A 26,611-nucleotide genomic window follows, 5' to 3' on the forward strand; every position below is an offset into this window, starting at 1 on the left:
GAGCGGCCTAACCAGCCGCGCATAAAAATGAACTTTGTAATCGACATCGAAACATGCCCATCGCAAGACCCATCGGTAAAGGCTGCAATAGCTGCAACTATTGCTCCTCCCGGAAATATCTCTAAGGCCGAGACTATTGACTTATGGAATAAGGAAAAGAAGCCGGGCGCAGTTGAGGACGCATGGCGTAGAACATCATTTGATGGTTCTCGCGGTCATATTTGCGTGATTGGCGTGGCAGTTGATGATGCTGACCCAGTAGCGTTGTGCGCTGGCGCTCATTGGTATGAAAATGAGGCTTATGTTTTAACGCAGCTATTTGAATTTATTGATGCTGAATGTGCAAAGCATCCGAATGTTCGCCCCACGTTTATTGGTCATAACGTTATCGACTTTGACCTACGCTTTATTTTCCAGCGGGCAGTTATCTTAGGTGTTACACCATCGCGTCATATTCCATTTGCTGCACGGCCTTGGGATGATGCAGTCTACGACACGATGACGCGATGGTCTGGCACAAAAGATCGCATCAAGCTTGACCATCTTGCGAAGGCGCTCGGGCTGTCTGGTAAAGGTGATATTGACGGATCGATGGTATGGGATTACGTCAACTCTGGACGCATTGACGAGGTTGCTCAGTATTGCTGCGATGACGTATCAATGACGCGCGATGTGCATCGACGTATGACATTTTTGCCAGCCCCTGTAATCATATTTGAATGTGATGGTTTGCCATTTTAAGGACTGACATGACAACTGAACTTATCGACGCACCAACAAAAACAGCAGTCGCAGAATATGAGCCTTTCTATTCACAACTTGCCGAGTTGGAGAAAAAGAATACAACTCTGGTTTTTAACTACGAGGACAAAAAAGGAAATAAAGAGGCGCGTAGCCATATCAACACGCTGCGCCTGACCAAGGGCGCATTGGAGCGCACCCGCAAGGAGGCAAAAAGCGAGTCGCTGCGCATTGGTCGCGCCGTTGACTCAGAGGCTGGTGAAATTGGAATCCGCATCGAAGCAATGATCGCCGTCCACCAGGTGCCGCTTGACGCAATTGAAAAGCGTGAAGAAGCCCGGATCGGTGCACTCAAAGAAAAGATTGCGCATCTTGGCATAGTCCACCACGACAAAAATTCGAGTGAATACAGGTTTCATATCGAAACATTGGAGTCTGTAGTTATTGATGATAAGTGGCAAGAGTTCATCGCAGAGGCAGCGCAAGTCAAAGATGCATCGATCGCCAAACACCGCGAGCTGTTGGCCGCCCGCATCAAGTCTGATACTGAGGCCGCTGAACTCGAAAAGCTACGCAAAGAATCAGCCGCCCGCGCCCAGAAAGACCGTGATGATGCGTTAATCAAGGCAGCAGAGGATCGCGCCAGATCAGAGGCAGAGGCATTGGCAGAAGCGCAGCAAAAGAAGGCTGCCAAAGCTATTGCTGATGCCGAGGCAAGGTCCAAGCAGGAGCGCGAAGATGGAGAGCGTCGCGAATTATCCCTAAAGCTTGAGATGGAAACTGCTAATCGTCGTCGTGTTGAGTCTGAGCAAAAGGCAGCACAGGACGCGATTGATGCCGCTGATCGAGCTGAGAAGTTACGCCTTAAGGCAGTCCAGGATGAAAAGGACCGCGCTGTAGCAGAGGTAAAAGCCGAGGCCGATGCCACCGCTAAGCGCGAGGCCAATAAAGCACACCTTCGTAAGATAAATATCGCTGCGTTTGCTGCATTTGTTGCTGGCGGCATGACGGACGAATGCGCAAAGTTAGCAGTGACATTAATCGCAAAAAATATGATTCCGGCTGTCTCAATCAGTTATTAATTTAAATCTCACAAGAAAATACTATGCTAAAAATTACCGCAACACCCGAGCAAATTCAATCGAACAACGACCTGATCGACCTCGCTATCGAACGCGCAAAAGTAAAGAACGATGCCGTATTATCTCGCTTGATGAAAGTTGCGCCACCGGTCATTAGCAAGATCCGACATGGTCGCTTGGCAGTCGGATCCACCTTGATGCTTGTTATCCACGAAGTGACCGGGATGCTGATCTCTGACATACGCCGGTTTGTGCCACGGTAAGCCGCCAGTCAATCGTTGCGCTACTCAATCAAACAAGGACCACCATGTTTTTCAAGAATCTGCAAACGTACCGTATTCCCGCCCCTTGGGCAATCAGCGCAGCAGCACTGGAAGCGTCTATCAGCAAGCAAGCATTTGCCCCATGCAGCAGCTTGGAGATGCAGAGTCAAGGCTGGATTTCGCCACGCGATAACGGTGCGCTGGTCCACGCGGTCAACGGGCAATTGCTCATAGGCCTGCGTACCGAAAAGAAGTTACTGCCGATGTCAGTCATCAATCAGGTGTCAAAAGACCGTGCTGCCGAAATTGAAGATCAGCAAGGCTTCGCGCCGGGTCGCAAGCAGATGAAAGACATTAAAGAGCAGGTTACCGACGAATTGCTGCCGCGTGCCTTTAGTCAACTCAGCACAACATGGGTATGGATCGATCCGGTGAACGGCTGGCTAGTCGTTGATGCGTCATCGCCGTCCAAGGCAGAAGAAGTCTTGAAGTTGTTGCTGGGATCGGTAGAAAAGCTGCAAGTGTCGAGCTTGCGCACCGTTCACTCGCCATTGACCTCAATGACCGACTGGTTAGTCGCAGACGAGGCACCAAGCGGCTTTACCGTCGATCAGGACACGGAATTGCGCGCCAATGGCGAAGGCAAGGCTACCGCCCGATATATTCGAATGACGCTTGAGGCTGACGACATGCGCCGACATATTGCGGGCGGCAAGCAATGCACTCGCCTGGCGATGACATGGATGGACCGGATTTCGTTTGTGCTGACAGAAAATTTGACGATCAAGCGTATTGCGCCACTCGATGTTATCCGCGAAGAAAACGATCCGACGAACCGCAATGACTCTGAGCGATTCGATGGTGAATTTTTGATGATGACTGGCGAGCTGAATAAGTTGCTTGGCGATCTGGTTGATGCGCTAGGCGGCGAGGCGGCAGCATGACCACCGAACAGAAGGACATCAAGCCGAACTCGGTAATAGGTATTGCCGGATTAAAGCGGATATGTGAAGAACGACCAGATGAGTGGCATTTGAATGTAAATGGTGTAAAAAAATTGATCGCCCGCATCGAATCACTGGAAGCGCAGATGGCATCCCTTCGCGCAAGCGGCAAAGAGGTAATTATTGCCGAAATGGCGAGAACTAAAGAATGCATCAATCTGCGCGAACAGCTGGTAGAGGCGAGGAAGCTGCCGGAGCGCCAACCAACAGATAGCCGAAATAGCGACTACCTGCGCGGCGCATCAGCGGGCTGGAACGCTTGCTTAGACAAGATTGAATCAACCAAAGGACAGTCATGACACGCGTATTCGATATTTCCGCACCACTTGAGCGCCAACGCGCAGGCGATGGAAGCGAAGTTTTGTGGATGGGCAATTGTGGACTCACACAATACCCAATTGTGGTTGTGATAAAGGGGCTTTCCCAAACCAAAACTTACCGCGTAACAAGAGAGGGGCGATGTAATGACCCCGGCGCTGTGAGCGGGTTCGACCTGCACACGCTCCCCGAGCCACTGCCGCTGATCGTGTCGTATCACAATGTTTATCTCGGGGAGAATGCTGGATTCTTTGTGTACAGCACTTATGAGAGAGCCGCAGAAGCAAAGCATGAGGACGCGATAGCTACAACTAAAAACACTTTCGATCCAAATATCAATGCTGCGACTATCGAAGTTGTTTGGCGCAAGGGGGATACAGCGTGATGAAAATTGAAGCAGCTAAAGCGCAGCATAAATATGCCCTCGAAAAATTCAGGGCATGGAAGGGTTATCCGCTGCCTGAATTGAATTCAGACATGCAATTCGATAAAGAATATTTGCACCGTAAGTGGGTGGCATTTCTTGCTGGGATGCTCCACTCGCCAATAGGAAAAGGGGAATGACATGGAATTGAATATTGATAAAGAGCTTGCGGAATTTGAGGCCGCTTACATAGCTGGTTACAAAATTGACGGAGTAATGGTTTTTATTGGCGAGATGTCGATTGCATTCAATGGCTGGATGCTGGCAAAGCATGCAGCACTCAGCCAGCCGCAAGCCGATCCAGGCAAGGAATTAGCATCAATGACCAGAATGTTTCATGCAGCTTGCGAATCGCTTGGCGTAATAAGTGATGAGTTGGGGTGCGACCCGATTGAGGGTGGTGCGGAGCCGATTCTTGATGCGATCAAGGAATTGAAGGCACTCAGCCAGCCGCAGGGTGAGCCTGTAGCGTGGCACGTCTTGTGGGCAGACATAGGCGATGGCATTGCAGAAAGCCTGTTCTACGGTCACGATGCGAAGAAGCATATGCAATCCGCTGTTGACCACGCCAAGTCGATCCCGCGATCTAATTTTGTTACGCCTTTTTTCACCACCCCACCAGCGCCAGCACAGCCATCTGTTCCAAATTTTACCAAGTGGCTATGCAAAAACGTGAATGGCGCTGGAGAATTGCCTAGATTTTCTCCTGAGGATTACTTCAAGGCTGGGCATACGGAGGCAGTCGGACCAGCGCCAGCACCATCTTCCGCACTCGAAACTGGCCTTGAAGAATTGATCCGAAATGACTGTTATATACGCGCTGTCTACAAGCATGCAATGCACGGCGGAAGGTCTCGCGATGCAATGCTGCTGGAAATGGTGCTGACGCAGACCGGGGCTAAAGATGCGCTTCAGAAGCACTGCGTAAAATTAGCCAGTATCACGCCTATGCCGCAGTATTTTCTGTTACCGACAGAGCCAGCACAGCCGGTGCTCGCCCTCGACTGGTTTCAAGTAAATTTGTCAGCACAGTCCGCAAATGCAGAATACGGGCAATGGATGCCTGAGCGATGGGTTCAACTATTCGTTACTGCTTACAACAAGGGGAAATAATGGACTTCTCACAAGCAGTGAAAATCTCCAAAGAGGTATTTGAGGCATACCGCGTGAATCATCCAAAGTGGTGGAAGCACATGGACGGTACGCCGATCCTTAACGATGTTGCTGTGCTCATGGCAGTTGCATTTATAGAGGCCCAAGCTGCGCCAGCACAGCCGGTGCCAATGCATGAACAGAGCGCGCGCTTCGCAATTGATGGTGCAATGGGCTTTGGAATGCAAAACACGAACAAGCCGCCAAGCGACGATCATTGGCTAATGGAATACTGGGCTATAGGCCGCAAGCTGATGCGGTCGGAAGAATTGACTGACAATGAAATCATAAACATTGCCAACGAAACGCATATCGCTATGCCCGCCGATTGCGATGATCAGAAAGAAATGCTTGCAATTGTTCATGCTGTACTCGCGACTCAAAGAGAGTCGCAGCCGGTGCCATTGAGTGACGAGCGGATATTGGAAGAGGCAAAAATCGGCCTTCTATGCGATTCTGACGAGCAACTGATCGGATTTGGCCGCGCAATTCTCGCTACTCAGGAGGCGAAATGAGCGACGCATTGAATGATGCCTGCCTGCGGGCAGTCAGAATATTGCCAGATGAGTATTCCATTGAAATAATGCTCGAAGGTGGATTCGGCATAGTCAAATTGCGCCTTCCTAACGGCAAGCAGATTGAGTTCCCGCCAGATGAGTCCTTGCTGACCAGTCCTGTTGAAAATGCTATTGCCCATGCCATCAAACACAATACCGAACAGGATGCGAAATGATCTCAAGTAAAGAGGAAAGTGAAGCAAGAGCAAATAAATACCACTCATGGATGGCCTGCATGAATGAGGCTAGAGCCAATATTGCCAAAGCGGTATTTAGCCCACAAGCAAATCCATTCCCGGAGCGCAATGCGCAGCAAGTATTGCGCCTGGCCGGAGAGCTTGTTGCAATTGCTGGCAAGGAGCCAAAATGAACGACCTAATCTGCCGCAAGACAATGCGGGCATGCCAGCAGCAAAGCATGTGCACGCCACACCAGGGCTGCAACGAGTCAGGGCCATCGCAGCTATATGCTCGCACTGACCCGCCCTCGGTATTGCCGATAGCAGATCATATCGGTAATACCGACGCCATGATCCGCCAGATCAGCGATTTGTCGATACTTGTCAATCGCCTGGTCAAAGCACTCGGTACCGCTGTTCCGGGGCATCCTTTGCTATCGCAATCGGTCGACTATTTGTGGCGTAAGCAGCCTCAGGATGATATGGGAAAAGTGACGTGGACTGATACGTCACCCGTTGCGGGAAATCCCATGTCGGACCATATCGGTGACAGCAACGAAATGGTCGAGTCTTTCGGTAATAGCGAACAACTGAATAGGTTGATTCCAGCGACACATCAGCCGGACGTGTCGCTGAATGCAGGGAATGGTGACATGCTGCCAATTCGGTGTAATTCCACCGGATTAGAAATACCCGAAGGCATCCCTGCACATGCTGAAATATATGTAGGGGATGGAAAATTTGCTATATGTGATTGGCAAGATTGGTCCTCTATTAAAAGTTTTAACTGGTGCCTTACCACCAGAAATCGCTGCAATAGCCTTTACGCACAGGCATGGAATGGAGCGCCTATTGATGAGCGTCGACGCGTCACAATGCATGGGCTGATCATAGGAGGTGGACTTGTTGACCATATAAATGGGGATGGCCTTGATAATAGAAGGGCCAATCTAAGAAATGCTACCCACCAACAAAACTCATTTAATCAAAGAGCAAGAAAGGGTGGCGCATCTCAATATAAGGGGGTATCCATTGATAGGGTATCACTGGCTTGGAGGGCGCATATTCGCGTTAATGGAAAGAGAATATCGCTAGGTAGGCATGGCGTAGAAATTGATGCGGCAAAGGCCTATGACATGGCTGCACGAAAGTATTATGGCGATTTTGCAAACTGCAATTTTGATTTAGCGAAGGGCGCATAGGACCGTATGAAAACAGTGACATTTAATGATGATATTTGGAGGCTTGTTCCGAAGGATCCTGCTGAAGCGCTGGCGATGGGATTTGCCTACCTTGACGCGGCGCGCCTGGATGACCCGCTCAAGTTATGGGCATTCAGCCATGCCGGATACCGTGCCATGCTTGCCGCTGCGCCATCGTCGCCCGTTACGGGGAATCCCGCTACGGGCTGGATCAGCGTTGATGAGCGGCTACCTAACAGGTATGTTGAGGTAATAGTTTGGCCGAATCCTACTGTTTATTGTATGACTGCAATATTAGGGCGGGATGGATGGGCATATGGAGAATACATCCCTCATTTTGGCTGCAAAGTAATTAACTGCGGCAATGTTACGCATTGGCAACCGCTGCCCCTACCACCATCGCCAGATGAGACTAAGTCATGACAGCGCTATATTTACCAGTCAAGCGCGTCTACTTCGACAGCATACGCATCGGCACCAAAGGCGAGGAATATCGACTAGTAACGCCCTATTGGACAAAACGCCTAATTGGTCGTGAATATCATAGCGTAGTAATCACGATGGGTTATCCCAAGGCTGGCGATATGACTCGAACCATGCTGTTCGAATGGTGCGGTTACCGAAAAACGAAACTGACTCACCCGCATTTTGGACCGGATGAAGTTGAAGTGTTCGCGATTGATTTATCAGAAAGGGTTTAGCAATGACAGATCAAATAACCGTTATAGAGGCGGCGAAAATACTAAGAATTTCGACGCGACAGGTCTACGCCATGGCCGCACCAGCTGGGCCGATTCCATGCTACCGGATCGGGAAGCGCATTATTTTTAACCATTTGGAAGTATTGGAGTATCTAAAATCATGCCGATTTACCGAGATAAAACGCGAGGTTGTTACCGCTTTGAGTTCAACCGTATCATTGAGGGTCGGCGAGTCCGCGCTAGAAAGTACCTTCCGCAAACTTGGACTCAAACCCAAGCGGACACTTTCGACCGAAAAGAATCGGCCAGACTTTACGCGATCGGAACTTCCGTCGAGCGCGTCAAATACACAATTGAAGACGCGGTTAATATCTACCTAGTAGAGCGTATCCCGAAACTTAAATCAGGGAAAAACGTTGCTAGCGAACTCTCGCAAATGCTATGGGCATACCAAGGAAAATCGATTCTTGAGCTTTCCGATGCCTGTAAATTCTACACGGCGAATGTTGGTCGCTCAAATGAATCGATTGGTACACCGCTTGCCCCGGCGACAATCCGAAACCGGATACGGCAGCTAGCATCCGCTTGCCGCTACGGGTGGAAGCACTACGGCATGTGCGAAAACGATCCAGCAGCAAATATCATCGTGCCAGAGGTCAATAATGCCAGACAGCAATATATAGATAGAGTGCAAATGCTTGAGATTGCCAAGACGTGCACGAGTCCTAACGCACGCCTAGCGGTCAGAATTGCCTTCTATTCAGGTATGCGACTTGGGGAAATCCTGCGGGCAAAAGTTCGCGGAGATACTTTTTACCTTTCTGATAGCAAAAATAGAACTCCGCGACTGATACCAATTCATCCCAAAATTTTGGTATGCGTGCGGAAATTCAACCAAGCGACGCCAAAAATTACGATTCAAAGATCATTCATGAAGGCCCGGAAAATCTGTGACTTGGACCACATTACATTTCACGACCTACGACATAGCGCCGCCAGCGCCATGATAAATGCAGGCGTCGATTTATATACGGTCGGCAGGATATTGGGTCACAAAGACTCAAGATCAACGCAGCGATACTCACACCTGGCGATTGATACGCTGGCGGCCGCAGTTGGAAAAATAGGGAAGAGAAAACCGGGGTAAATGGCAAGAAAATCCCCCCACAAACAAAAAACGCCCCGATTAAGGAGCGTTTGATATGACGTAAGTCTTTGATTCTGGAGGAGAAGGTGGGATTCGAACCCACGTTACAGCGAAACTGTAAACCAGATTTCGAGTCTGGCGCATTCGACCACTCTGCCACTTCTCCTTATTGGTCGTTTTTACTACATGCTCTGCAGCAAAGCACAAGATTATAGCAGAAGATTTTATCTCTGAAACGCCTTTTTGCGGCTATTCAAAAAATAGAACTCAGATACTTTGGCAGCATCTGCGATGCAAGTTATGCATCGCAGATTGTCGCGCTCAAACTGTCGGCGTTAAACGCGTAATACCGCCCATATATGGATGCAATACCGCAGGGATGTTGACGCTGCCATCGGCTTGTTGATAATTTTCCAGCACCGCTACCAGGGTACGTCCTACTGCCAAACCCGATCCATTCAATGTATGTAGCAGTTCCGTTTTGCCTTGCGCATTGCGGAAGCGTGCTTGCATGCGGCGGGCCTGGAAGGCTTCCATATTCGATACTGAGGAAATTTCGCGGTAAGTGTTTTGTGCTGGTAGCCAGACTTCCAAGTCATAAGTTTTGGCAGCGCCAAAACCCATGTCGCCAGTGCATAGCGAGACTACGCGGTAAGGTAGGCCAAGTTTCTTTAGAATTACCTCAGCGTGGCCGACCATTTCTTCTAGCGCTTCGTATGATTTTTCTGGATGCACGATCTGCACCATTTCAACTTTATCGAATTGATGCTGGCGAATCATGCCACGCGTGTCGCGACCGTAGCTGCCAGCTTCCGAACGGAAGCAAGGCGAATGCGCGGTCATCTTCAGCGGAAGTTTTTCACCGGCGATAATTTCATCGCGCACGAGATTGGTCAACGGGACTTCTGCTGTAGGAATAAGATATAAAGCGGCGCTGTCGGCGCCCTGCTCGCCGTCTTGTCCACCCTTTTTTACCGCAAATAAATCTTCTTCAAATTTTGGTAGCTGGCCGGTTCCCCGCAACGAATCAGCATTGACGATGTAGGGCGTATAGCATTCGGTGTAGCCGTGCTCTGCGGTATGTGTGTCTAGCATGAATTGCGCTAACGCACGGTGCAAGCGCGCAATGCCGCCCTTCATGACCGAGAAGCGCGATCCGGTTAGTTTGGCGGCGACATCAAAATCTAGACCAACGCCAGCGCCGACATCGACATGATCGCGAACTTCAAAATCGAAGGACGGCAGCGTGCCCGACTTGCGCACTTCGACGTTGCCAGCCTCGTCGATACCGACTGGCACTGATTCATGCGGCAGATTAGGGATTATTTCGAGAAACTTACTAAACTGCTCTTGCACCTGATCAAGGCGGGTGGCGGAGGCTTTTAATTCTTCGGCGATACCGTTGACTTCTGCCATCACAGCCGAGGCATCTTCGCCCTTGCCTTTCAGCATGCCGATTTGCTTAGACAACCCATTGCGCTGGCTTTGCAGCTCTTCGGTACGGGTCTGAATTTGCTTGCGTTCGGCTTCCAATGCGTTGAAGGCGTCGACGTCAAGTTGGAATTTGCGTGCAGCCAGACGGCTGGCGACGGTGGCGATGTCTTTGCGGAGAAGTTGGATGTCGATCATGGGATAGGCGGACGTAAAGTTAAGTCACTAAAAAACAATCCGCCATTGTACCAAGCTCAGCCGCTATTTCGGCAGTTGTAAAAGCAAGCTAAATGACGGGAATAGCGCTTCTGGCAGGCAAAATATCTGCGGTAGGAAGCAGCGGCGCAAAAATGCGTGACCGCCCCACAAGCATTTTCACATGAACGCCATCAACTCAATATCTAAAACATAACATTTATAATTGGCATTTAGTTAATTTCAGCAACCCGATGGCAAGCTACCAATCGCCCGTCAAATGATTCCAGTGGCGGCACTTGCTGCCGACAGATATCAATTGCGTGAGGGCAACGATTATTAAAACTACAGCCGGGCGGCGGAGCCAGTGGCGATGGCAACTCACCGGGCAACATCATTTTTTCCTGACGCTGGGCAGGATCGAGGCGTGGCGTGCTGGCCAGCAGCGCTTTTGTATATGGATGCAATGGGCGACTAAAAATATCTTTTTTCGCGCCATGTTCAACCGCTTTACCCAGATACATCACCAGCACTTCGTCGGCGATCAGCTCTACCACGGACAGATTATGTGAAATAAACAGATAGGCGACACCGCTTGCTTGCTGCAAATCCATCAATAAATTCAACACTTGTGCCTGAATCGAGACATCCAGCGCCGATACCGGTTCATCTGCCACGATAACTTTAGGGTCCAGCATCAACGCGCGGGCGATGGCAACACGCTGGCGCTGTCCGCCAGAAAACATGTGCGGAAAGCGATTGTAGTGTTCAGGCCGCAAGCCTACTTTTGCCATCATCGCTTGCGCTTTTTCGGCACGCTGTGCCTTGCTTAAACTAGTATTAATAATCAGCGGTTCTTCGAGCATGCTGCTGACTTTTTTACGTGGGTTCAAGCTGGCGTAAGGATTTTGAAACACCATTTGCACTAGCGGCCGCACCCGCTTGAGAGTGACGCGATCTGCATCGGCAACGTTGGCACCATCCATCCACAATTCACCGCCAGTAGGCGGTTCGATCATCGTGATCTGACGCGCCAGTGTCGATTTTCCACATCCGGATTCGCCTACTACAGCTAAAGTTTTGCCGGGAATAAGACTAAATGAGACACCGTCCAATGCCTTCGCGGTGGCTTTCGGCTTCAGCCAGCCTTGCGATACGTTGTAGTATTTACTGAGGTTTTTGGCTTCGAGTAAAACGTTCGGCGCGATGATTGCGCCAGTGGTGGAGGTCGTCATAGGGCTGTCCTGCTAGGCGATAACGCGGTGGACTGAGGCGGCGTCCAGCCATTGGTCGGATGACCGGCGCGATCAAGGGGGAAATGGCAACGCACTTGCGATCCGGCGGGACCGGTCAATTTCGGGCGCTCTGTGCTGCAACGACTTACCGCGTAACGACAACGCGGGCTAAGCAGGCATCCGGTTGGCCTATCGTACTGACCGGGCACGACGCCGGGGATAGTTTGCAAGCGGTCACGGCCAATATTGTGCTCTGGCAATGCGGCAAGTAGCGCCTGCGTATACGGGTGTTGCGGTGCCTGAAAAATAGTCGGAACCAGTCCGGTTTCCAGCACTTGTCCGGCGTACATTACAACTACGCGCTGGGCGGTTTGCGCAACCACACTCAGATCGTGCGTAATCAACATCAATGCCATGCCACGGTCACGCTGCAATTGCAGCAGCAACTCCAGCATTTGCGCCTGCACCGTCACGTCTAAAGCAGTCGTCGGTTCATCAGCGATCAACAGGCGTGGATTGCAAGCAATCGCAATCGCGACCATGACGCGCTGACTCATGCCACCGGAGAGTTGATGCGGGTAGGCATCAAGGCGACGTTCTGGATCGGGAATATCGACCTGTTTCAACAACGCCAGCGCTCGTTCACGCAACTCTTTATGCGAGCCGCCTTGATGCACGCGTAACGTTTCAATCAGCTGATAAGCAACCGTAAACGAGGGATTCAAACTGGTCATCGGATCTTGAAAAATCATCGCGATGTCTTTACCCAGCAATTGACGGCGCTGCTTTTCCGACATCGTCAAAAGATCACGACCGTCGAACGCCATGCGTTCAGCTTTTACCCTTCCTGGATAGTCAATCAATCCCATCAGCGCCAGCGAAGTAACGCTTTTTCCGGAGCCGGATTCGCCGACGATGCCGACGACTTCGCCCGCATCGATGGTCAGATCAAGGCCGTCGACGGCGGTAAACGAAGAGGATATTGCACCGAACTCAACCCCGAGGTTTTTAATTTCTAGCAATGCCATGGCTGTTCGCCTTATAGGGAGTTTAATTAGCGCTTCAGTTTTGGATCAAGCGCGTCGCGCAGCCCATCACCCATCAAATTGAACGCCAATACCGAGATCAAAATCGCCAGTCCGGGGAAAGTTACGACCCACCATGCGCTTTGGATAAATTCCAGCGCACTGGCAAGCATCGAACCCCATTCAGGTGTCGGCGGTTGTGCGCCCAAGCCCAGAAAACCGAGCGCGGCAGCGTCAAGAATCGCGGTAGAGAATCCCAAAGTAGCTTGCACGATAAGCGGCGCAGCACAATTCGGCAGTACGCAATTGAACATAATCCGCATCGTCCCGGCACCGGCAATACGCGATGCATTGACGTAATCTTTGGAGAGTTCGCCGATGACCGCTGCCCGCGTCTGCCGCGCATAATGCGGCAACATCACAATCGCAATCGCGTACATGGCGTTCATCAATCCGGGGCCAAGAATCGCGACGACCGCCACGGCCAGTAGCAAGCTCGGCAGCGCCAGCATGATATCCATCAAACGCATGATAGCGACTTCCACTACACCGCGGAAATAGCCTGCCAGCAAGCCAAACACAATGCCAAGCACCAATGAAAGCGAGACCGACACTAGCCCAATCACCAAAGAGAGACGGCTGCCATGAATCAGGCGCGATAACATATCGCGGCCGACCGGATCAGTCCCTAACAAAAACTTGGCAGAGCCGCCGGTTTGCCACACTGGCGGCTGCAAGGTTGCATCGCGAAATTGTTCAATCGGCGAATGCGGCGCGATGACGTTAGCGAATAGCGCGGTCAGGACTAAAATTCCGACCACAATTAAGCCGATCACGGCACCGCGATTCTGGCTGAAATATCCCCAAAATTCACGCAGCGCATGCGGTGGCGCACTGGCTATGGCGGGTTTAGAAACGCTAGTCTCGCTAGCAGTTATAGGAGTCGGATTGCTCATGTGTTGTGCCGTATGCGAGGATTAATCACGCCGTACAACAGGTCAACGACCAGATTGACGATGATAATAATGGTGGCAGAAAGCAGAATACCGCCCTGCACCACCGGATAATCACGACGCTGAATTGCGCCCACCAGCCACTTGCCGATACCGGGCCACGAGAAAATTGTTTCGGTCAGAATCGCGCCAGCCAACAACACGCCGACCTGCAAGCCAATCACCGTAACCACTGGAATCAAAGCATTACGCAGCGCATGAATACCGATCACGCGCCATGGCGACAGTCCTTTGGCGCGTGCGGTGCGGACATAATCTTCGCGCAATACTTCTAGCATCGCCGAGCGAGTCATGCGCGCGATTACGGCCAACGGAATAGTACCGAGGGCAATCGTCGGCAAGATCAAATGCGACAGTGCCGATTTAAATGCGCCTGTATCGTTTGCCAGCAAGCTATCAATCAACATGAAGCCCGTTACCGGCGGAATATCAAACATCAGATCGATGCGACCAGACACCGGGGTCCAACCCAATGTCACAGAGAACAGCAAAATGAGTAATAGAGCCCACCAGAAAACCGGCATTGAATAGCCGGTAAGTGAGGCGCCCATCACAGAATAATCGAGGACAGTATTGCGCTTGATGGCGGCGAGAATACCGGCAGGAACGCCGATGATCAAGGCTAGCAACATGGCGCAGGTCGCCAGTTCCAGCGTCGCGGGAAACAAGGTCAGGAATTCTGATAATACCGATTCATGCGTGGTGACCGACATGCCGAGATTGCCGTGGAATACTTGTCCCAAATACGTAAAATATTGCACGTACAACGGCTGATCCAGGCCAAATTCTTTCATCATTTGGGCGTAGCGTACGGGGTCCATGCCACGCTCGCCGGAGATTGCCTCAACGACATTACCGGGAATCAGATGAATCAATAAAAATACAAGGAGTGTGATGCCGAGAAAGGTCGGAATGACCAACGCTGCACGGCGCAGGAGGAATCCAAACATAGGAAATACCTGTTCAAGTAAAGATGCATGCTCGTAAAACTAAATAGCGGCTGGTGAGCCGTCCTCAGTTCAACTTGGCCTGAATGACCGTTTATGATGGTTTAGCCGATTACCTAAACAAATGTGCAATGCGTAATAATGATGAATTATGCGATAACGCAGCAATAGCAATGAAGATTATTGCCGTTTGCACGCATACTGAAATCCGAAGATATTTAGAATAAAAACAGATTTCAGTACCCGATGGCAATAACAACAACCTCCATCTCTATTACAAGTCTTACTTAGCTAAATCGACTTTGTCGAAATAGAAGCCATACGGCGTTGCGGGTATTTTGAAGCCAATCACGTTCTTGCGAACTGGCACGTAACCGACTGAGTGGGCAATGTCGATCCAAGGTGCTTCTTCATGCGCGATAACCTGTGCTTTTTCATATAACGCTGCACGGTCACTTTGCTTTGAAACCAGCTTGGCTTTTAAGATCAGCGCATCGAAATCTTTATCGCACCAGCGGGAAACGTTGCCGCCGCCCTTCACGCCTTCGCAGCTCAACAAATTACCGAAGAAGTTATCCGGATCGCCGTTATCGCCAGACCAGCCGAACATCATCGATTGTTGATCGCCCTGCTTGCTACGCTTCAGGTACTCGCCCCATTCATAGGTCGTCAGTTTGACTTTAACGCCAATTTTTGCCCAGTCAGACTGAATCAGCTCGCCAATCCGTTTTCCATCAGGGTTATAAGGACGCTGCACCGGCAGATACCACATCTCGATTTCTGCGCCGTTTGGATAGCCTGCTTTGGTCAATAACTCTTTCGCTTTCTTCAGATCAAAAGGATAGTCTTTGATCTTGTCGTTGTACGACCAGAGTGTTGGTGGAATAGGATTTTTTGCAGCCTGACCAGCGCCTTGATAGACCGTTTTGAGGATTGTTTCTTTATCGATTGCCATGCTTAATGCTTGACGCACCAGCTTGTTATCGAACGGCTTTTTATCAACGTTGAACGCGATATAGCCAATATTCATTCCGGGTTTTGAAATCAGATTAATATCTTTATCCGCTTTCATCGCGGCCAGATCAGCCGGTTTTGGATATGACATTACCTGGCATTCATTCGCTTTCAGCTTAGCAAAACGTACCGATGCATCAGGCGTAATCGCAAAAATCAAATTATCGATCTTTGGACGTCCATCCCAATAAGCATCAAAGGCCTTGTAACGGATAACGGCATCTTTTTGGTAGGATACAAATTCAAATGGCCCAGTGCCAATCGGATCACGATCAAGCAATTCCGGCGTGCCTGCTTTTTGCAATTGGCCTGCGTATTCTGCGGAATAAATCGACGCAAAATACATGACCAGATCGGCGAGGAAGGGTGATTCTGGATGTTTCAGTTTAAAGCGCACAGTGTTGTCATCGACTTTCTCTACCTTGTCGATAATCCGATCCAGCCCCATGTCGAGGTAATAGCCAAAAGTCTGGCCGCGTGCCAAGGTGTGGTAAGGATTCGCCGGGTCGCCCATGCGATCAAATGTGAAGACAACGTCATCGGCGTTAAAATCACGCGACGGCTTGAATTTTGTATTGCTATGAAACTTCACGCCCTTGCGCAGCTTGAAGGTGTACACCAGACCGTCGTCAGAGATGGTCCATGACTCTGCCAATGATGGTTTGATCGTGGTGGTGCCAAGTTCAAACGCAACCAACCGATTAAAGATCGGATTCGCGGAAGCGTCAAAAGTGGTGCCAGTGGTATATAACTGCGGGCTAAAACCTTCTGGGCTAGCCTCCGAGCAGTACACCAATGTCTTTTTCGCTTGGGCGGAAGCTAATCCGGCGCAAACGCTTAGCACGGCAACTAAACCCAATTTGGCAACAAATTTTCCATTTTTCATCATCGTTCATCTCTTTTCAGGTTGATCTTGCAATGTCGTGACCATGTTCACGGGATGCATCTCGGACAATCTACAGCTGTTGAAAACATCCTCTTACTTTTAATTACGTCGCCATCACTGCTTCTACTTCTTCACAACTTTTAGGAATTGCAGGTCCCAATACCCTTGCGCCATTTGCGGTGACCAGAACGTTATCTTCGATCCGAATCCCACCAAAGTCCATATATTCAGCAAAACGCGGATAGTTAATCAGCTCAGAATGAAGCCCCTCTGCCTGCCAGCGTTTAATCAGTTCTGGAATAAAGTAAATCCCCGGCTCGACCGTCAGAACCATGCCGGTGCGCAAGGGTTTTGCCAGACGTAAATTGCGCATGCCGAACAACGGGCTGCGGCCAACGCTGGCGTCATATCCCACTGCGGTTTCGCCGAGACCTTCCATGTCATGCACATCCAGGCCAATCTGGTGACCAAGGCCGTGCGGGAAGCAAATTGCATACGCGCCGGAATCCACCACTTGCTGCGGATCGCCTTTAAAAAAGCCAAGGGCCGATAAACCGTTGACAATGATTAGCGCTGCCAGTTTATGCAACGCAAGATACGTCACACCCGGCGCGATGGCGGCGATGGCGGTTTCTTGCGCGGCCAGAACAACTTCATAAACAGCACGCTGACGCGCACTAAATTTGCCGCCGACCGGAATCGTCCGAGTGATATCAGAGGCATAGCCTAAAGCGCTAGAAACCCCTGAATCGTTCACCACCAAATCGCCTGCGCGTAGTTGTTGCGTGTGATCGCGGCTATGCAATATCTCGCCATGTCGAGTAAAAATCACAGGATAAGCGCCTTGCAAATCATGGCTGCGCATGATGCCTTCGATAGTCCCCACCACTTCATATTCAAATTTATCGGGCTTGGTTTCTCGCATTGCCGCCACGTGCATTTCTTTGGTAATGGCTAAGGCGCTTTCCATTTCGGCGATTTCTGCCTCGGATTTTATTTCACGCAAACCGATGACCGCAGCAATCAGGCTGGACGAAACGCCCGCCTGCACCTGTTCAGGCATGCAGTCAAACAAACGTGATAACAGCAGGATGGACTCACCGCGATACGGTGGCAAATAGTGAATTTCGCGCTGCTTGCGGCGCGCATCTGCGATGACATCGTGCAGCTTAAGCATCGACCTGAGCGTGGTAACACCAACCATCGCAGCGCGTTCGCCAAACGACGATTGTTGCCCGGTCCACACAACTTCATCGATATCGGGATCATCGCCAAACAAAATATCTTCGCCACTATCGATATCAATTACCCCGGCAATATCGGCCTCGTTCAATCCAAAAAAATAGGAGAACGATGAATCCTGCCGAAACCAATAATGATTGTGCGGATAGTTGATCGAAGCGTGGCTATTCCCCGGAATCAACAGTATGCCGGACGAAAATTGCTGCCGTAACTTATGACGGCGTTCAGTGTAATGGGTACTTTCGAACATGCCGTTCCTCAATCTATGGCGTTAAATAGTGCGAACTGAATCAGGCTAACGTAAAGCAAAAGTTATACCGACGCAGTAACTTCGGTGCCGTGCATGAATCTGTCGTTGCCGCTGCTACCGATCTCTTCCTCCACATCGCGCCCGTTGAGTCCATCGAATAACTGTGCAGTGCCGACCCACAACAGTTCCGCTTGCTTACTTTTGTGCATCAGCGCCTCAACACTGTGCGCAATAGTGCCGTCGAAGTGCAGACTATCGCCAGCGCTCAGCAGGTATTGCTTCAAACCCACTGTGTATTCGACTTGACCGCTGAGTACAAAAACCATTTCATCGCCTTCATGCGACAACAGTTCTGATTTATAACCGGATGGTATGGTGAACTTCACCGAATGCACCCGGCTACCGGGAAAAACCGTGGATAAACGTTCGTATTTGACAGGGCCGCTAGCGACCGAATAGGCTTGCCGCTGATCTTGATAGGAGGCCGATAGCACTTGTTCCGGCTGTTTAATCAGGTCGCCAATCGGCACGCCCAACGCTTTTGCGATGACGACCAAAGAGCTGATCGAAGGGCTGGTCAGATTACGCTCAACCTGTGAAATAAACCCCGCTGTCAGACCAGTTTCGCTCGCAATTTGAACGAGTGTTTTTTTGACGGCATGACGCCGGGCCCGAATGATTTTTCCTAATTGTGGTAGCGCCATTACCGTCCCCGAATCTTTACCTGTCGATCATTCCTGATCATTTGTTGTTTATATTAATAACTGGGTAAAGCGAAAAAAATTATAGTCATACTACAATTCCAGTCAAGAGAAAATTGTAGTGGGGCTACAATTTTTCCGCATAAGCATGTGCAAAACGTGAATAACTTTGGAGGATGTTTCGACTATGACACGGGCTAATTAACGCGGCAAAAAATTGCATCGCCAAGCCGATCTAAAAACCACATTTTGCCCAATTTACTCCCCCCGCGCCTTCTTGTCGAGATCGCGCAACCAGGTCATCTTTTCGCCAATTTTTACTTCCATCCCTCTGGGCACTGGCGCGTACCAGCCGGGTTCAGGCATATCATCGGGCAAATAGGTTTCTCCCGCAGCATAGGCGTTAGGTTCGTCATGCGCATACCGGTAAGCATGACCATAGCCCAACTCTTTCATCAGCTTGGTGGGCGCATTGCGAAGATGCACCGGCACTTCGCGCGATTTATCATGCTTAACAAATGCCATCGCTTGATTAAACGCGTTGTAGCCAGCATTACTTTTCGCCGCAATTGCCAGATAGATGACCGCCTGCCCCAGCGCTAACTCTCCTTCTGGCGAGCCTAAACGTTCATAAGTAGTCGCGGCGTCGTTCGCAATCTGAATCGCACGGGGATCGGCCAATCCAATGTCTTCCCACGCCATACGCACAATCCGGCGCGAAAGATATTTGGCATCTGCACCGCCATCCAGCATCCGACATAGCCAATACAGCGCCGCGTCTGGATTCGAGCCACGCACCGACTTATGCAACGCAGAAATCTGGTCATAAAAATTGTCGCCGCCTTTATCAAAGCGCCGGGCGTTGAGCATCAATGCATTCTGCAAAAACGTCGACGTTACTTGCGTCGTACCGGATGCTTTGATGCCAGCGCTACACTGCTCCAGCAAGTTCAACAGTCGCCGCGCATCGCCATCGGCATAGCCAATCAGCGTATTGACCGCTGCATCGTCAAATTGCAAATGAGACAGAACACGTTCTTGCGCACGGGCGAGCAATTGTTTTAATTCGTCATCCGTCAGCGCCTGTAAGACATACACTTGCGCCCGCGACAGCAGCGCCGAATTGACTTCAAACGATGGATTTTCGGTGGTTGCGCCAATAAATGTGACCAGGCCTGATTCGGCATAGGGCAGCAACGCGTCTTGCTGAGATTTATTGAAGCGATGAATTTCATCTACAAACAGGATGGTGTGCTTACCCATCGCCAGATTCTGCTCTGCCTGTTCCATCGCGGCGCGAATATCTTTCACGCCAGAAAATACCGCTGACAGCGCAATAAATTCACACGCAAAAGCGTTTGCGGTCAGGCGCGCCAAAGTGGTTTTGCCAACGCCCGGCGGCCCCCATAAAATCATCGAATGTGGCTTGCCGGATTCAAACGCCAGACGCAGAGGCTTACCAGCCCCCAACAAATGGCTTTGACCGATGACATCATCGAGTTTGGCAGGGCGAAGAGCCTCCGCCAAAGGTGGCGTAGGCTCTACTTTAAATAGATCAGACATGGCAAAGTGCTCTGCAAAAGACAGACTAATTGAAAAAATATCCGGTAAAAATGTTGCTGCATCACTGGCTTGGTGGCTTGGTGACGGGAAGTCGCTTATGCGTTTTTGATCTACTTCAGCGTAGTTTGAATTGTCAGGCCCACAAACGCAAAACGGCTGATTATGAGAAAATCCGATGCTGTCTGCCTACCTTAACGATTCACCAAAAAACTAGCTACTTACGCCATGCCCTTTGTTGTCACCGATTCTTGCATTCTTTGTAAATACACCAGCTGCGTCGACGTCTGTCCGATGAACTGTTTCCGCGAGGGTCCGAATTTTTTAGTTATCGCGCCGGACGAATGCATCGACTGCTCATTATGTGTGTCGGAATGCCCGGTAAACGCCATTTATGGAGAAGCTGAATTGCCAGCCGAGCAGCGCCATTTCATCCAATTGAATGCTGAACTAGCCGCGCGTGCCGACTGGAAGCCAATTACGCGCTCCACAGCCCCACTACCAGAGCATGAACGATGGCGCGCAATTTCTGACAAACTCGCTTTTTTAGACGGCGTGTAACGTAAAACACCTATCTAAAATAGGCTCTGCAAACTGCGCACCGTCGAATTGAAACTTATCGCGCTGTGTTGCCGATCTTAATTATTAAAAACATCCGCCCCTTTAGGTACAACAAACTTAAAGCCGCCGCTAGGCGCAGGTGGATTTTTAACAAAATTCTTGAACGACAGCAGCGATACCTGACCGAACGAATCGCGCAATTCCATTGCCTCGGGCAAGCCATTCCGCAAACCGATGCCGATCTGATCAAACGTCGTATCTTTGGCTTTTGGCGTTACTTCCAACCATTCCAGACCATCCTTGGTCTGGCCCTCTTTCAACGTGAAATTCTTTTCCAGATCGTTGCTACCGAACAGAATCGCTGCCGGAGATGAGCCAAGCGCGTTGCCTAATTTCTTCGTCGTTACCTGATTTAAATCTTTATCGTAAATGTACAGTTTGTCGCCATCCGCCTGCAGCACTTGCTCGTACGGCTTCACATAGGTCCAGATAAATTTACCGGGCCGGGCAAAAATAAAAGTGCCGCTCGACGGCGCAGACACTTTGGCTTTATTCGCGCCGCTATCGGTTTTCACCAACTGTTGCGTGAACTCGCCTTTCGCAGACTGCGTGCTGCTGACGAAGGATTTAAATTGCTCCAGAGCGCTTGCGCTGGCAAGGCCCGGCAACAGAATCGCGCTCAGAGCCAGGGTTCCGATCAATTTACGCGCACTAAATGTGCCTTTATTCGCTTTTTGCAGTGCTTGTTTTGTTTGATTCACGCTGGCTTTCCATTCGTTATGATCACGTTAATGCACGCTAGATCTAAGTTAGAGCGATTATTCCGGTTTTCCTGCAGGTACCAAAATCTCGCGATTGCCATTGGATTGCATGGTCGATACCAACCCGCTCTGTTCCATCTGTTCCAGCAAGCGGGCGGCGCGGTTATAGCCGATACGCAAATGACGTTGTACCAACGAAATCGATGCACGGCGATTCTTCAAAACGATCGCAACCGCCTGATCGTATAGCTCGTCGCCTTCGGTTCCGCCAGCAGCAGTGCCCACAGCGCCGTCGCCGCCATCTTCCATCACGCCGCCTTCCAGAATACCTTCGACGTAATTTGGCTCGCCTTGTTCCTTCAGATAATCCACAACACGATGAACTTCCTCATCGGACACAAACGCGCCATGCACACGAATCGGTAAACCAGTCCCCGGCGGCATGTACAGCATATCTCCCATACCTAGCAAAGCTTCCGCCCCCATCTGATCCAGAATCGTGCGAGAGTCGATCTTGCTACTGACCTGAAACGCAATCCGGGTCGGGACGTTGGCCTTGATCAGGCCGGTAATGACATCTACAGATGGGCGCTGCGTAGCCAAAATCAAGTGAATCCCCGCTGCACGGGCTTTTTGCGCAATCCGGGCAATCAATTCTTCCACCTTCTTGCCCACCACCATCATCAAATCGGCTAACTCATCGATAATCACGACGATTGTTGGCAATTTTTCTAGTGGTTCCGGCGCATCTGGCGTCAGGCTAAACGGATTCGGAATTTTTTCTTCGCGCTTCTCCGCATCTGCTATTTTCTGGTTATAGCCACCGAGGTTACGCACGCCCATCTTCGACATCAATTTATAGCGCCGTTCCATTTCATTGACAGCCCAGTTCAGCGCATGACCCGCCTGCCGCATATCGGTCACTACCGGCGCCAGCAGATGCGGAATGCCTTCATAAATCGACAATTCCAACATTTTCGGATCGATCAAAATCAGGCGCACATCTTTAGGATCGGACTTATACAATAGCGATAAAATCGTGGCATTAATACCAACTGACTTGCCCGAACCGGTCGTCCCCGCCACTAGCAAATGCGGCATTTTCGCCAAGTCAGCGACGACTGGATGACCGCCAATATCCTTGCCGAGCGCAATGGTCAGACTAGAAACGCCATCGTTATACACTTTAGAGCTGAGAATTTCGGTCAGTCGCACAATCTGCCGTTTCGGATTTGGCAACTCCAGACCCATGAACATTTTGCCGGGGATGACTTCAACGACGCGTATCGATGTCAGCGACAGTGAACGTGCCAAATCCCGCGCCAGACCGACAATCTGACTACCTTTGACGCCAGTTGCCGGTTCAATTTCATAACGCGTAATGACCGGCCCCGGATAGGCCGCGACCACCCTCACCTGCACGCCGAAATCAGACAGTTTTTTCTCAATCAGACGGCTGGTATAGTCCAGCGTCTCATCGCTGACAGTGATTTGTACCGGCGGTGCCTCATCCAATAAGGATAACGGCGGCAAATTGGTATCAGGCATATCCTGAAACAGCGTGGTTTGTCTTTCCTTTTCAACGCGTTCGGATTTTTGCACGGTCACGATTTGCGGCTCGATGCGGATCGGTGGCGCTTCGACGGCTTTGGCACGCTCTTGCACCACAACTTCCTCGCGCTTGACTGCGGCAACAAACCCAGCCCTACGATCTTCTCTGGCAGCGATCAAATTTCTGACCCATTGAATTGCGCCTTCAACGCCCTGACCGATACGTTCTGCCACCGTCAACCATGAAACATGAAAGAACAAACTCACGCCGAGGGCAAACAACAGCAGCAACAACAACGTCGCGCCAGTAAATCCCAAAACGCTCTGCGCATTGCCGCCAATCACCTGGCCTAATACACCTCCCGGTGCTCGTGGCAATTGCACATGCAGCGAATACATCCGCATGTATTCAATCCCCATACTGCCGATCAGAATCAACGCAAAGCCAAGCGCGCGGATCAACATTTCGTGCGGATGCTCCTCTTCCGGCTCGCTTTCCACCACCAAACGCTGCGAAATCCGCTGATAACCGCACCACAGCGAACGTAATAGCAGCACGCACCACCACCAGGCCGATGCGCCGAACACAAATAGCATCAAATCCGCCACATACGCGCCAAACCAACCGCCCCAATTGTTCAGATGCGCCACCGCCTTTGAATGCGACCAGCCGGGATCAGTCTTGGAGTAACTTATAAAAATGATCAGTAAATAGGTAGTCAGCACCGCAAAGATGATCCAGCGTGCCTCAGATAGCAGTCGGACCAAACGATTCTGAGGCGCAGGCGCAGCTTTTGGCTTTGCGCTACGAGTATAAGCTTGGGTTGTTCTAGTCATAAATCCAATGGGTGAACCATAAAATACATAGAAGGATTTTAAATCCGTCTGCGCAAAAAGCGCCAACTATTAACGCAACGTTGTGCCATTGGCGATGCCGCGTGACTGTTATAGTTGCCGATCAGGCACAGCTGAAGCGTTTGTCGCCAAATTTCGCAAGGTGAAATTATGCACCGGAATGGCCTAAAAGAGACCGCGCATTATTGACTTTGATGCAGTACAACAAAATGGTTCTGAAGTAGCAATACATTTAGCCGCTGCGTGCGTCAAAACCGCTGCTTCGACTATAATCTTAACCAGTTTTAAGCCGCGTTCTTGATACGCCAAGACAATAGTTGTCTTTTTACATCCGGTTTGCCCTGATCTGTTTTACCAGCCCGCTTGATATCACCGCGTAAGAACGCATATAAACAGCAGGCGACTTTTGTCCGATGATTGTTTCCTTGATGCGTTTATCGGCCCAAATGTAAGTTAGCAAACAGACAGCGTTGTGCAAACGCCCCGACACTTTTTACTGAGAACCACATTTATGACTACCGAAAAGCCTATCAAACACGCCAAAGTATTAATTCTTGGCTCCGGCCCCGCAGGTTACAGCGCAGCCGTCTATGCCGCACGCGCCAATCTGAATCCGGTATTAATCACCGGGATCGAGCAAGGCGGTCAATTGATGACCACCACGGATGTCGAGAACTGGCCCGGTGATCATGGCGGCGTCCAAGGCCCGGAATTGATGCAACGCCTGTTAAAGCACGCGGAAGAATTCAATACAGAAATTATTTTCGACCATATTCACACAACTAAATTATCGGAAAAGCCATTCCGTTTGATCGGTGATTCTGGCGAATATACCTGTGACGCGTTGATTATCGCCACTGGCGCATCGGCGCAATATCTGGGTCTGCCATCGGAAGAAGCCTTTATGGGCAAAGGCGTTTCTGCCTGCGCCACCTGTGACGGTTTCTTTTACAAAGGTCAGGAAGTTGCCGTGGTCGGCGGCGGCAATACTGCGGTAGAAGAAGCGCTGTACCTGTCTAACATTGCCACTAAAGTTACTCTGGTGCATCGTCGCGAGAAATTCCGTGCCGAACCTATCCTGATAGACCGCCTGATGGCAAAAGTTGCCGAAGGCAAAATCGAGATCAAATATAACCATACGCTGGAAGAAGTCACCGGGGACACCAGCGGCGTCACCGGGATGAACATTAAATCCACAGTTGATGGCACTGTCACCCCGGTCACACTGCACGGCGTATTTATTGCCATCGGTCATAAGCCTAATACCAGCATTTTTGACGGTCAGTTGACTATGCACAACGGTTACATCAAAACCAAAACCGGCCTTGAAGGCATGGCTACCGCTACCAGCGTACCGGGTGTTTTCGCTGCTGGCGACGTGCAGGATCATATTTACCGTCAAGCCATTACCAGCGCCGGTACGGGTTGCATGGCGGCACTGGATGCACAGCGCTTTTTAGAAGAGTAAGAAATAGAACGCCGTTGCCCGCTTAGTATGGGTGACGGCGTTTTTGTAAGTTTTACGGGTGCGTTACAGCGTCGTAATAACATTCGGAACTACTTTCGCGATAACACTTCTTCCGCAGTGTCTTGCGCAAGCATCAAACATTATTTGGAGAAAGTGCCATGACTGCTCCGCTCAAAGATTTTAACGATTTGAAATCTCTGCAACAAAAGTTGAAACTGCAAGAAGAAGTTCGTCTGGCTGAGGCTGCAGAACGCCTGCGACGCGAACAACAAGCCGACCGCGATGCGGATACTTTTCGCAAAAACGTTGGTGGCAATATTCAACCGCTGACATCTAACAAGAAAAAATAAATCCTCGGCGTGAGATATCCCCTCTAAAACTTCTTTCTTTTCCTTCTCCCACATGTCCGGCCCGATAAAAGACTTCCGCGCCCTCAAGCCGCTGCGCAAAACACTCAAAGCGCAACACGAAGAGCGTCGGATTGCTGCGGCTGAACAACTACTGCAACAGCAAAAAGCACAGATCGAAAACGACCAGTTCAGTGATCGGATTGGTCCTGTATTTCCGCTTAAATCTTCTGGTGAAATCGCTGTTCATAAAGTTGTGGCGCGGCCGTTTCCGCATTTTAAAACCAGGCATCTTGATGAGAAAGCGGAAACACGCTCTGAATGCAGCGCGATTTTGCAGGCGTCTCTTTCAGATGCGTTTAGCATAGAAAATTTGCTGGATAGCGATGCGCATTTTCGCTTTGCCCGTAGTGGAGTTGGGCCGGATGTGCTGCCCAAACTATACCGTGGGCATTGGGCTACTCGGCAACATCTTGATCTGCATGGCCTGCGCAGTGATCAGGCGCGAGATACGCTGGTTGATTTTTTGCAATTTGCGCATAAGCGTCGATGGCGTTGTGTTTGCGTGATTCATGGGAAGGGGTTTGGGTCTGTTAATCAGGCACCGGTGCTGAAGGCAAAAGTTCGGGACTGGCTGGTGCAGATTGAGCAGGTTGTTGCTTTTTGTCAGGCTAATGAAGGGGATGGTGGATCAGGGGCGTTGATTGTTTTGCTGAAATCGCAGGTGCGATATTAGGGAGTAGGTTGTTTGGTAAATGAAACGGTTGGCGCTCCGTTGATGCAAGCCGGGGCGCCTAGCC

The 26,611-nt window shown here is 50.4% G+C and carries 30 protein-coding genes and 1 tRNA gene; 19 read left to right on the top strand and 12 right to left on the bottom strand.

The window, feature by feature from the left end:
• The first annotated feature begins 27 nt into the window (after nt 1–27).
• The 15 genes from C7W93_RS07165 (at nt 28) to C7W93_RS07235 (ending at nt 8,769) form a co-directional block, all read left to right on the top strand.
• A complete protein-coding gene (locus tag C7W93_RS07165) occupies nt 28–741 on the top strand; it encodes a ribonuclease H-like domain-containing protein (RefSeq protein ID WP_108439402.1) in 714 nt (237 codons plus the stop codon).
• A gap of 8 nt (nt 742–749) precedes the next feature.
• Nucleotides 750–1,823: a hypothetical protein gene (locus C7W93_RS07170; protein ID WP_108439403.1), complete on the top strand. Its 1,074-nt coding sequence runs from the start codon at nt 750–752 to the stop codon at nt 1,821–1,823.
• A gap of 23 nt (nt 1,824–1,846) precedes the next feature.
• Nucleotides 1,847–2,086, top strand: coding sequence for a hypothetical protein (locus C7W93_RS07175; protein ID WP_108439404.1), 240 nt, complete (start codon nt 1,847–1,849; stop codon nt 2,084–2,086).
• A 44-nt stretch (nt 2,087–2,130) separates the two neighbouring features.
• On the top strand, nt 2,131–3,030 hold the full coding sequence (locus C7W93_RS07180; protein WP_108439405.1) for a recombination-associated protein RdgC: 900 nt from the start codon (nt 2,131–2,133) through the stop codon (nt 3,028–3,030).
• Nucleotides 3,027–3,389: a hypothetical protein gene (locus C7W93_RS07185; protein WP_108439406.1), complete on the top strand. Its 363-nt coding sequence runs from the start codon at nt 3,027–3,029 to the stop codon at nt 3,387–3,389. The genes C7W93_RS07180 and C7W93_RS07185 overlap by 4 nt, the downstream gene beginning before the upstream one ends.
• On the top strand, nt 3,386–3,793 hold the full coding sequence (locus tag C7W93_RS07190; protein WP_108439407.1) for a hypothetical protein: 408 nt from the start codon (nt 3,386–3,388) through the stop codon (nt 3,791–3,793). The genes C7W93_RS07185 and C7W93_RS07190 overlap by 4 nt, the downstream gene beginning before the upstream one ends.
• A complete protein-coding gene (locus C7W93_RS07195; protein ID WP_108439408.1) occupies nt 3,793–3,972 on the top strand; it encodes a hypothetical protein in 180 nt (59 codons plus the stop codon). Before C7W93_RS07190 ends, C7W93_RS07195 begins: the two co-directional genes overlap by 1 nt.
• Nucleotide 3,973: 1 nt before the next feature.
• Nucleotides 3,974–4,945: a hypothetical protein gene (locus tag C7W93_RS07200; protein WP_108439409.1), complete on the top strand. Its 972-nt coding sequence runs from the start codon at nt 3,974–3,976 to the stop codon at nt 4,943–4,945.
• Nucleotides 4,945–5,499: a hypothetical protein gene (locus C7W93_RS07205; protein ID WP_108439410.1), complete on the top strand. Its 555-nt coding sequence runs from the start codon at nt 4,945–4,947 to the stop codon at nt 5,497–5,499. The genes C7W93_RS07200 and C7W93_RS07205 overlap by 1 nt, the downstream gene beginning before the upstream one ends.
• Nucleotides 5,496–5,717 (top strand): hypothetical protein, encoded by a 222-nt coding sequence (locus tag C7W93_RS07210; RefSeq protein WP_108439411.1) that lies wholly within the window; start codon nt 5,496–5,498, stop codon nt 5,715–5,717. The genes C7W93_RS07205 and C7W93_RS07210 overlap by 4 nt, the downstream gene beginning before the upstream one ends.
• Nucleotides 5,714–5,911 carry a hypothetical protein gene (locus C7W93_RS24425; RefSeq protein WP_146177532.1) on the top strand — a complete coding sequence of 66 codons (198 nt, stop codon included), beginning with the start codon at nt 5,714–5,716 and terminating at the stop codon, nt 5,909–5,911. Before C7W93_RS07210 ends, C7W93_RS24425 begins: the two co-directional genes overlap by 4 nt.
• Nucleotides 5,908–6,921 carry an AP2 domain-containing protein gene (locus C7W93_RS07215; RefSeq protein WP_108439412.1) on the top strand — a complete coding sequence of 338 codons (1,014 nt, stop codon included), beginning with the start codon at nt 5,908–5,910 and terminating at the stop codon, nt 6,919–6,921. Before C7W93_RS24425 ends, C7W93_RS07215 begins: the two co-directional genes overlap by 4 nt.
• A gap of 6 nt (nt 6,922–6,927) precedes the next feature.
• On the top strand, nt 6,928–7,344 hold the full coding sequence (locus C7W93_RS07220) for a DUF551 domain-containing protein (protein ID WP_108439413.1): 417 nt from the start codon (nt 6,928–6,930) through the stop codon (nt 7,342–7,344).
• On the top strand, nt 7,341–7,622 hold the full coding sequence (locus C7W93_RS07225; protein ID WP_108439414.1) for an RNA-binding protein: 282 nt from the start codon (nt 7,341–7,343) through the stop codon (nt 7,620–7,622). The genes C7W93_RS07220 and C7W93_RS07225 overlap by 4 nt, the downstream gene beginning before the upstream one ends.
• Before the next feature lie 160 nt (nt 7,623–7,782).
• Nucleotides 7,783–8,769 (top strand): site-specific integrase, encoded by a 987-nt coding sequence (locus tag C7W93_RS07235; protein ID WP_108439416.1) that lies wholly within the window; start codon nt 7,783–7,785, stop codon nt 8,767–8,769.
• A 75-nt stretch (nt 8,770–8,844) separates the two neighbouring features.
• On the opposite strand, the gene C7W93_RS07240 is transcribed toward C7W93_RS07235, so the two are convergent.
• From C7W93_RS07240 to C7W93_RS07285, 10 genes are all read right to left on the bottom strand, one after another.
• Nucleotides 8,845–8,935, bottom strand: a tRNA-Ser gene (locus C7W93_RS07240).
• 155 nt (nt 8,936–9,090) lie between these two features.
• A complete protein-coding gene (gene serS, locus C7W93_RS07245; protein WP_108439417.1) occupies nt 9,091–10,398 on the bottom strand; it encodes a serine--tRNA ligase in 1,308 nt (435 codons plus the stop codon).
• Between the two features lie 230 nt (nt 10,399–10,628).
• Nucleotides 10,629–11,630 carry a peptide ABC transporter ATP-binding protein gene (locus C7W93_RS07250; RefSeq protein ID WP_108439418.1) on the bottom strand — a complete coding sequence of 334 codons (1,002 nt, stop codon included), beginning with the start codon at nt 11,628–11,630 and terminating at the stop codon, nt 10,629–10,631.
• Nucleotides 11,627–12,658, bottom strand: a complete 1,032-nt coding sequence (locus C7W93_RS07255) for an oligopeptide/dipeptide ABC transporter ATP-binding protein (protein ID WP_108439419.1) — start codon at nt 12,656–12,658, stop codon at nt 11,627–11,629. The genes C7W93_RS07250 and C7W93_RS07255 overlap by 4 nt, the downstream gene beginning before the upstream one ends.
• Before the next feature lie 26 nt (nt 12,659–12,684).
• Complete coding sequence (locus C7W93_RS07260; RefSeq protein ID WP_108439420.1) at nt 12,685–13,611, bottom strand: ABC transporter permease subunit; 927 nt, start codon at nt 13,609–13,611, stop codon at nt 12,685–12,687.
• Entirely contained in the window at nt 13,608–14,618 is a 1,011-nt protein-coding gene (locus C7W93_RS07265; RefSeq protein WP_108439421.1) for an ABC transporter permease subunit, read from the bottom strand. The genes C7W93_RS07260 and C7W93_RS07265 overlap by 4 nt, the downstream gene beginning before the upstream one ends.
• A 280-nt stretch (nt 14,619–14,898) precedes the next feature.
• Entirely contained in the window at nt 14,899–16,518 is a 1,620-nt protein-coding gene (locus C7W93_RS07270; protein ID WP_108439422.1) for an ABC transporter substrate-binding protein, read from the bottom strand.
• 100 nt (nt 16,519–16,618) lie between these two features.
• Complete coding sequence (locus C7W93_RS07275; RefSeq protein ID WP_108439423.1) at nt 16,619–18,007, bottom strand: aminopeptidase P family protein; 1,389 nt, start codon at nt 18,005–18,007, stop codon at nt 16,619–16,621.
• A 62-nt stretch (nt 18,008–18,069) separates the two neighbouring features.
• On the bottom strand, nt 18,070–18,711 hold the full coding sequence (locus C7W93_RS07280; RefSeq protein WP_108439424.1) for a helix-turn-helix domain-containing protein: 642 nt from the start codon (nt 18,709–18,711) through the stop codon (nt 18,070–18,072).
• A 255-nt stretch (nt 18,712–18,966) separates the two neighbouring features.
• Entirely contained in the window at nt 18,967–20,271 is a 1,305-nt protein-coding gene (locus C7W93_RS07285; protein ID WP_108439425.1) for a replication-associated recombination protein A, read from the bottom strand.
• Nucleotides 20,272–20,496: 225 nt separating this feature from the next.
• Between C7W93_RS07285 and fdxA the strand changes: the two genes are divergently transcribed.
• Nucleotides 20,497–20,829, top strand: a complete 333-nt coding sequence (gene fdxA / locus C7W93_RS07290) for a ferredoxin FdxA (protein ID WP_108439426.1) — start codon at nt 20,497–20,499, stop codon at nt 20,827–20,829.
• Between the two features lie 77 nt (nt 20,830–20,906).
• Here fdxA and lolA read toward each other — a convergent pair whose 3' ends face one another.
• Both lolA and C7W93_RS07300 read right to left on the bottom strand, forming a co-directional pair.
• Nucleotides 20,907–21,530: an outer membrane lipoprotein chaperone LolA gene (gene lolA, locus C7W93_RS07295; protein ID WP_225869864.1), complete on the bottom strand. Its 624-nt coding sequence runs from the start codon at nt 21,528–21,530 to the stop codon at nt 20,907–20,909.
• A gap of 117 nt (nt 21,531–21,647) precedes the next feature.
• Complete coding sequence (locus C7W93_RS07300) at nt 21,648–23,978, bottom strand: DNA translocase FtsK (protein WP_108440525.1); 2,331 nt, start codon at nt 23,976–23,978, stop codon at nt 21,648–21,650.
• Nucleotides 23,979–24,507: 529 nt separating this feature from the next.
• Here C7W93_RS07300 and trxB point away from each other — a divergent pair.
• From trxB to C7W93_RS07315, 3 genes are all read left to right on the top strand, one after another.
• Entirely contained in the window at nt 24,508–25,464 is a 957-nt protein-coding gene (gene trxB / locus C7W93_RS07305) for a thioredoxin-disulfide reductase (RefSeq protein ID WP_108439428.1), read from the top strand.
• A 158-nt stretch (nt 25,465–25,622) separates the two neighbouring features.
• Nucleotides 25,623–25,814: a hypothetical protein gene (locus C7W93_RS07310; RefSeq protein ID WP_108439429.1), complete on the top strand. Its 192-nt coding sequence runs from the start codon at nt 25,623–25,625 to the stop codon at nt 25,812–25,814.
• Nucleotides 25,815–25,866: 52 nt separating this feature from the next.
• Nucleotides 25,867–26,547, top strand: a complete 681-nt coding sequence (locus C7W93_RS07315; protein ID WP_108439430.1) for a Smr/MutS family protein — start codon at nt 25,867–25,869, stop codon at nt 26,545–26,547.
• Nucleotides 26,548–26,611 lie beyond the last annotated feature (64 nt).

The sequence above is a fragment of the Glaciimonas sp. PCH181 genome, from assembly GCF_003056055.1.
In the GTDB taxonomy this organism is placed as follows: domain Bacteria; phylum Pseudomonadota; class Gammaproteobacteria; order Burkholderiales; family Burkholderiaceae_D; genus Glaciimonas.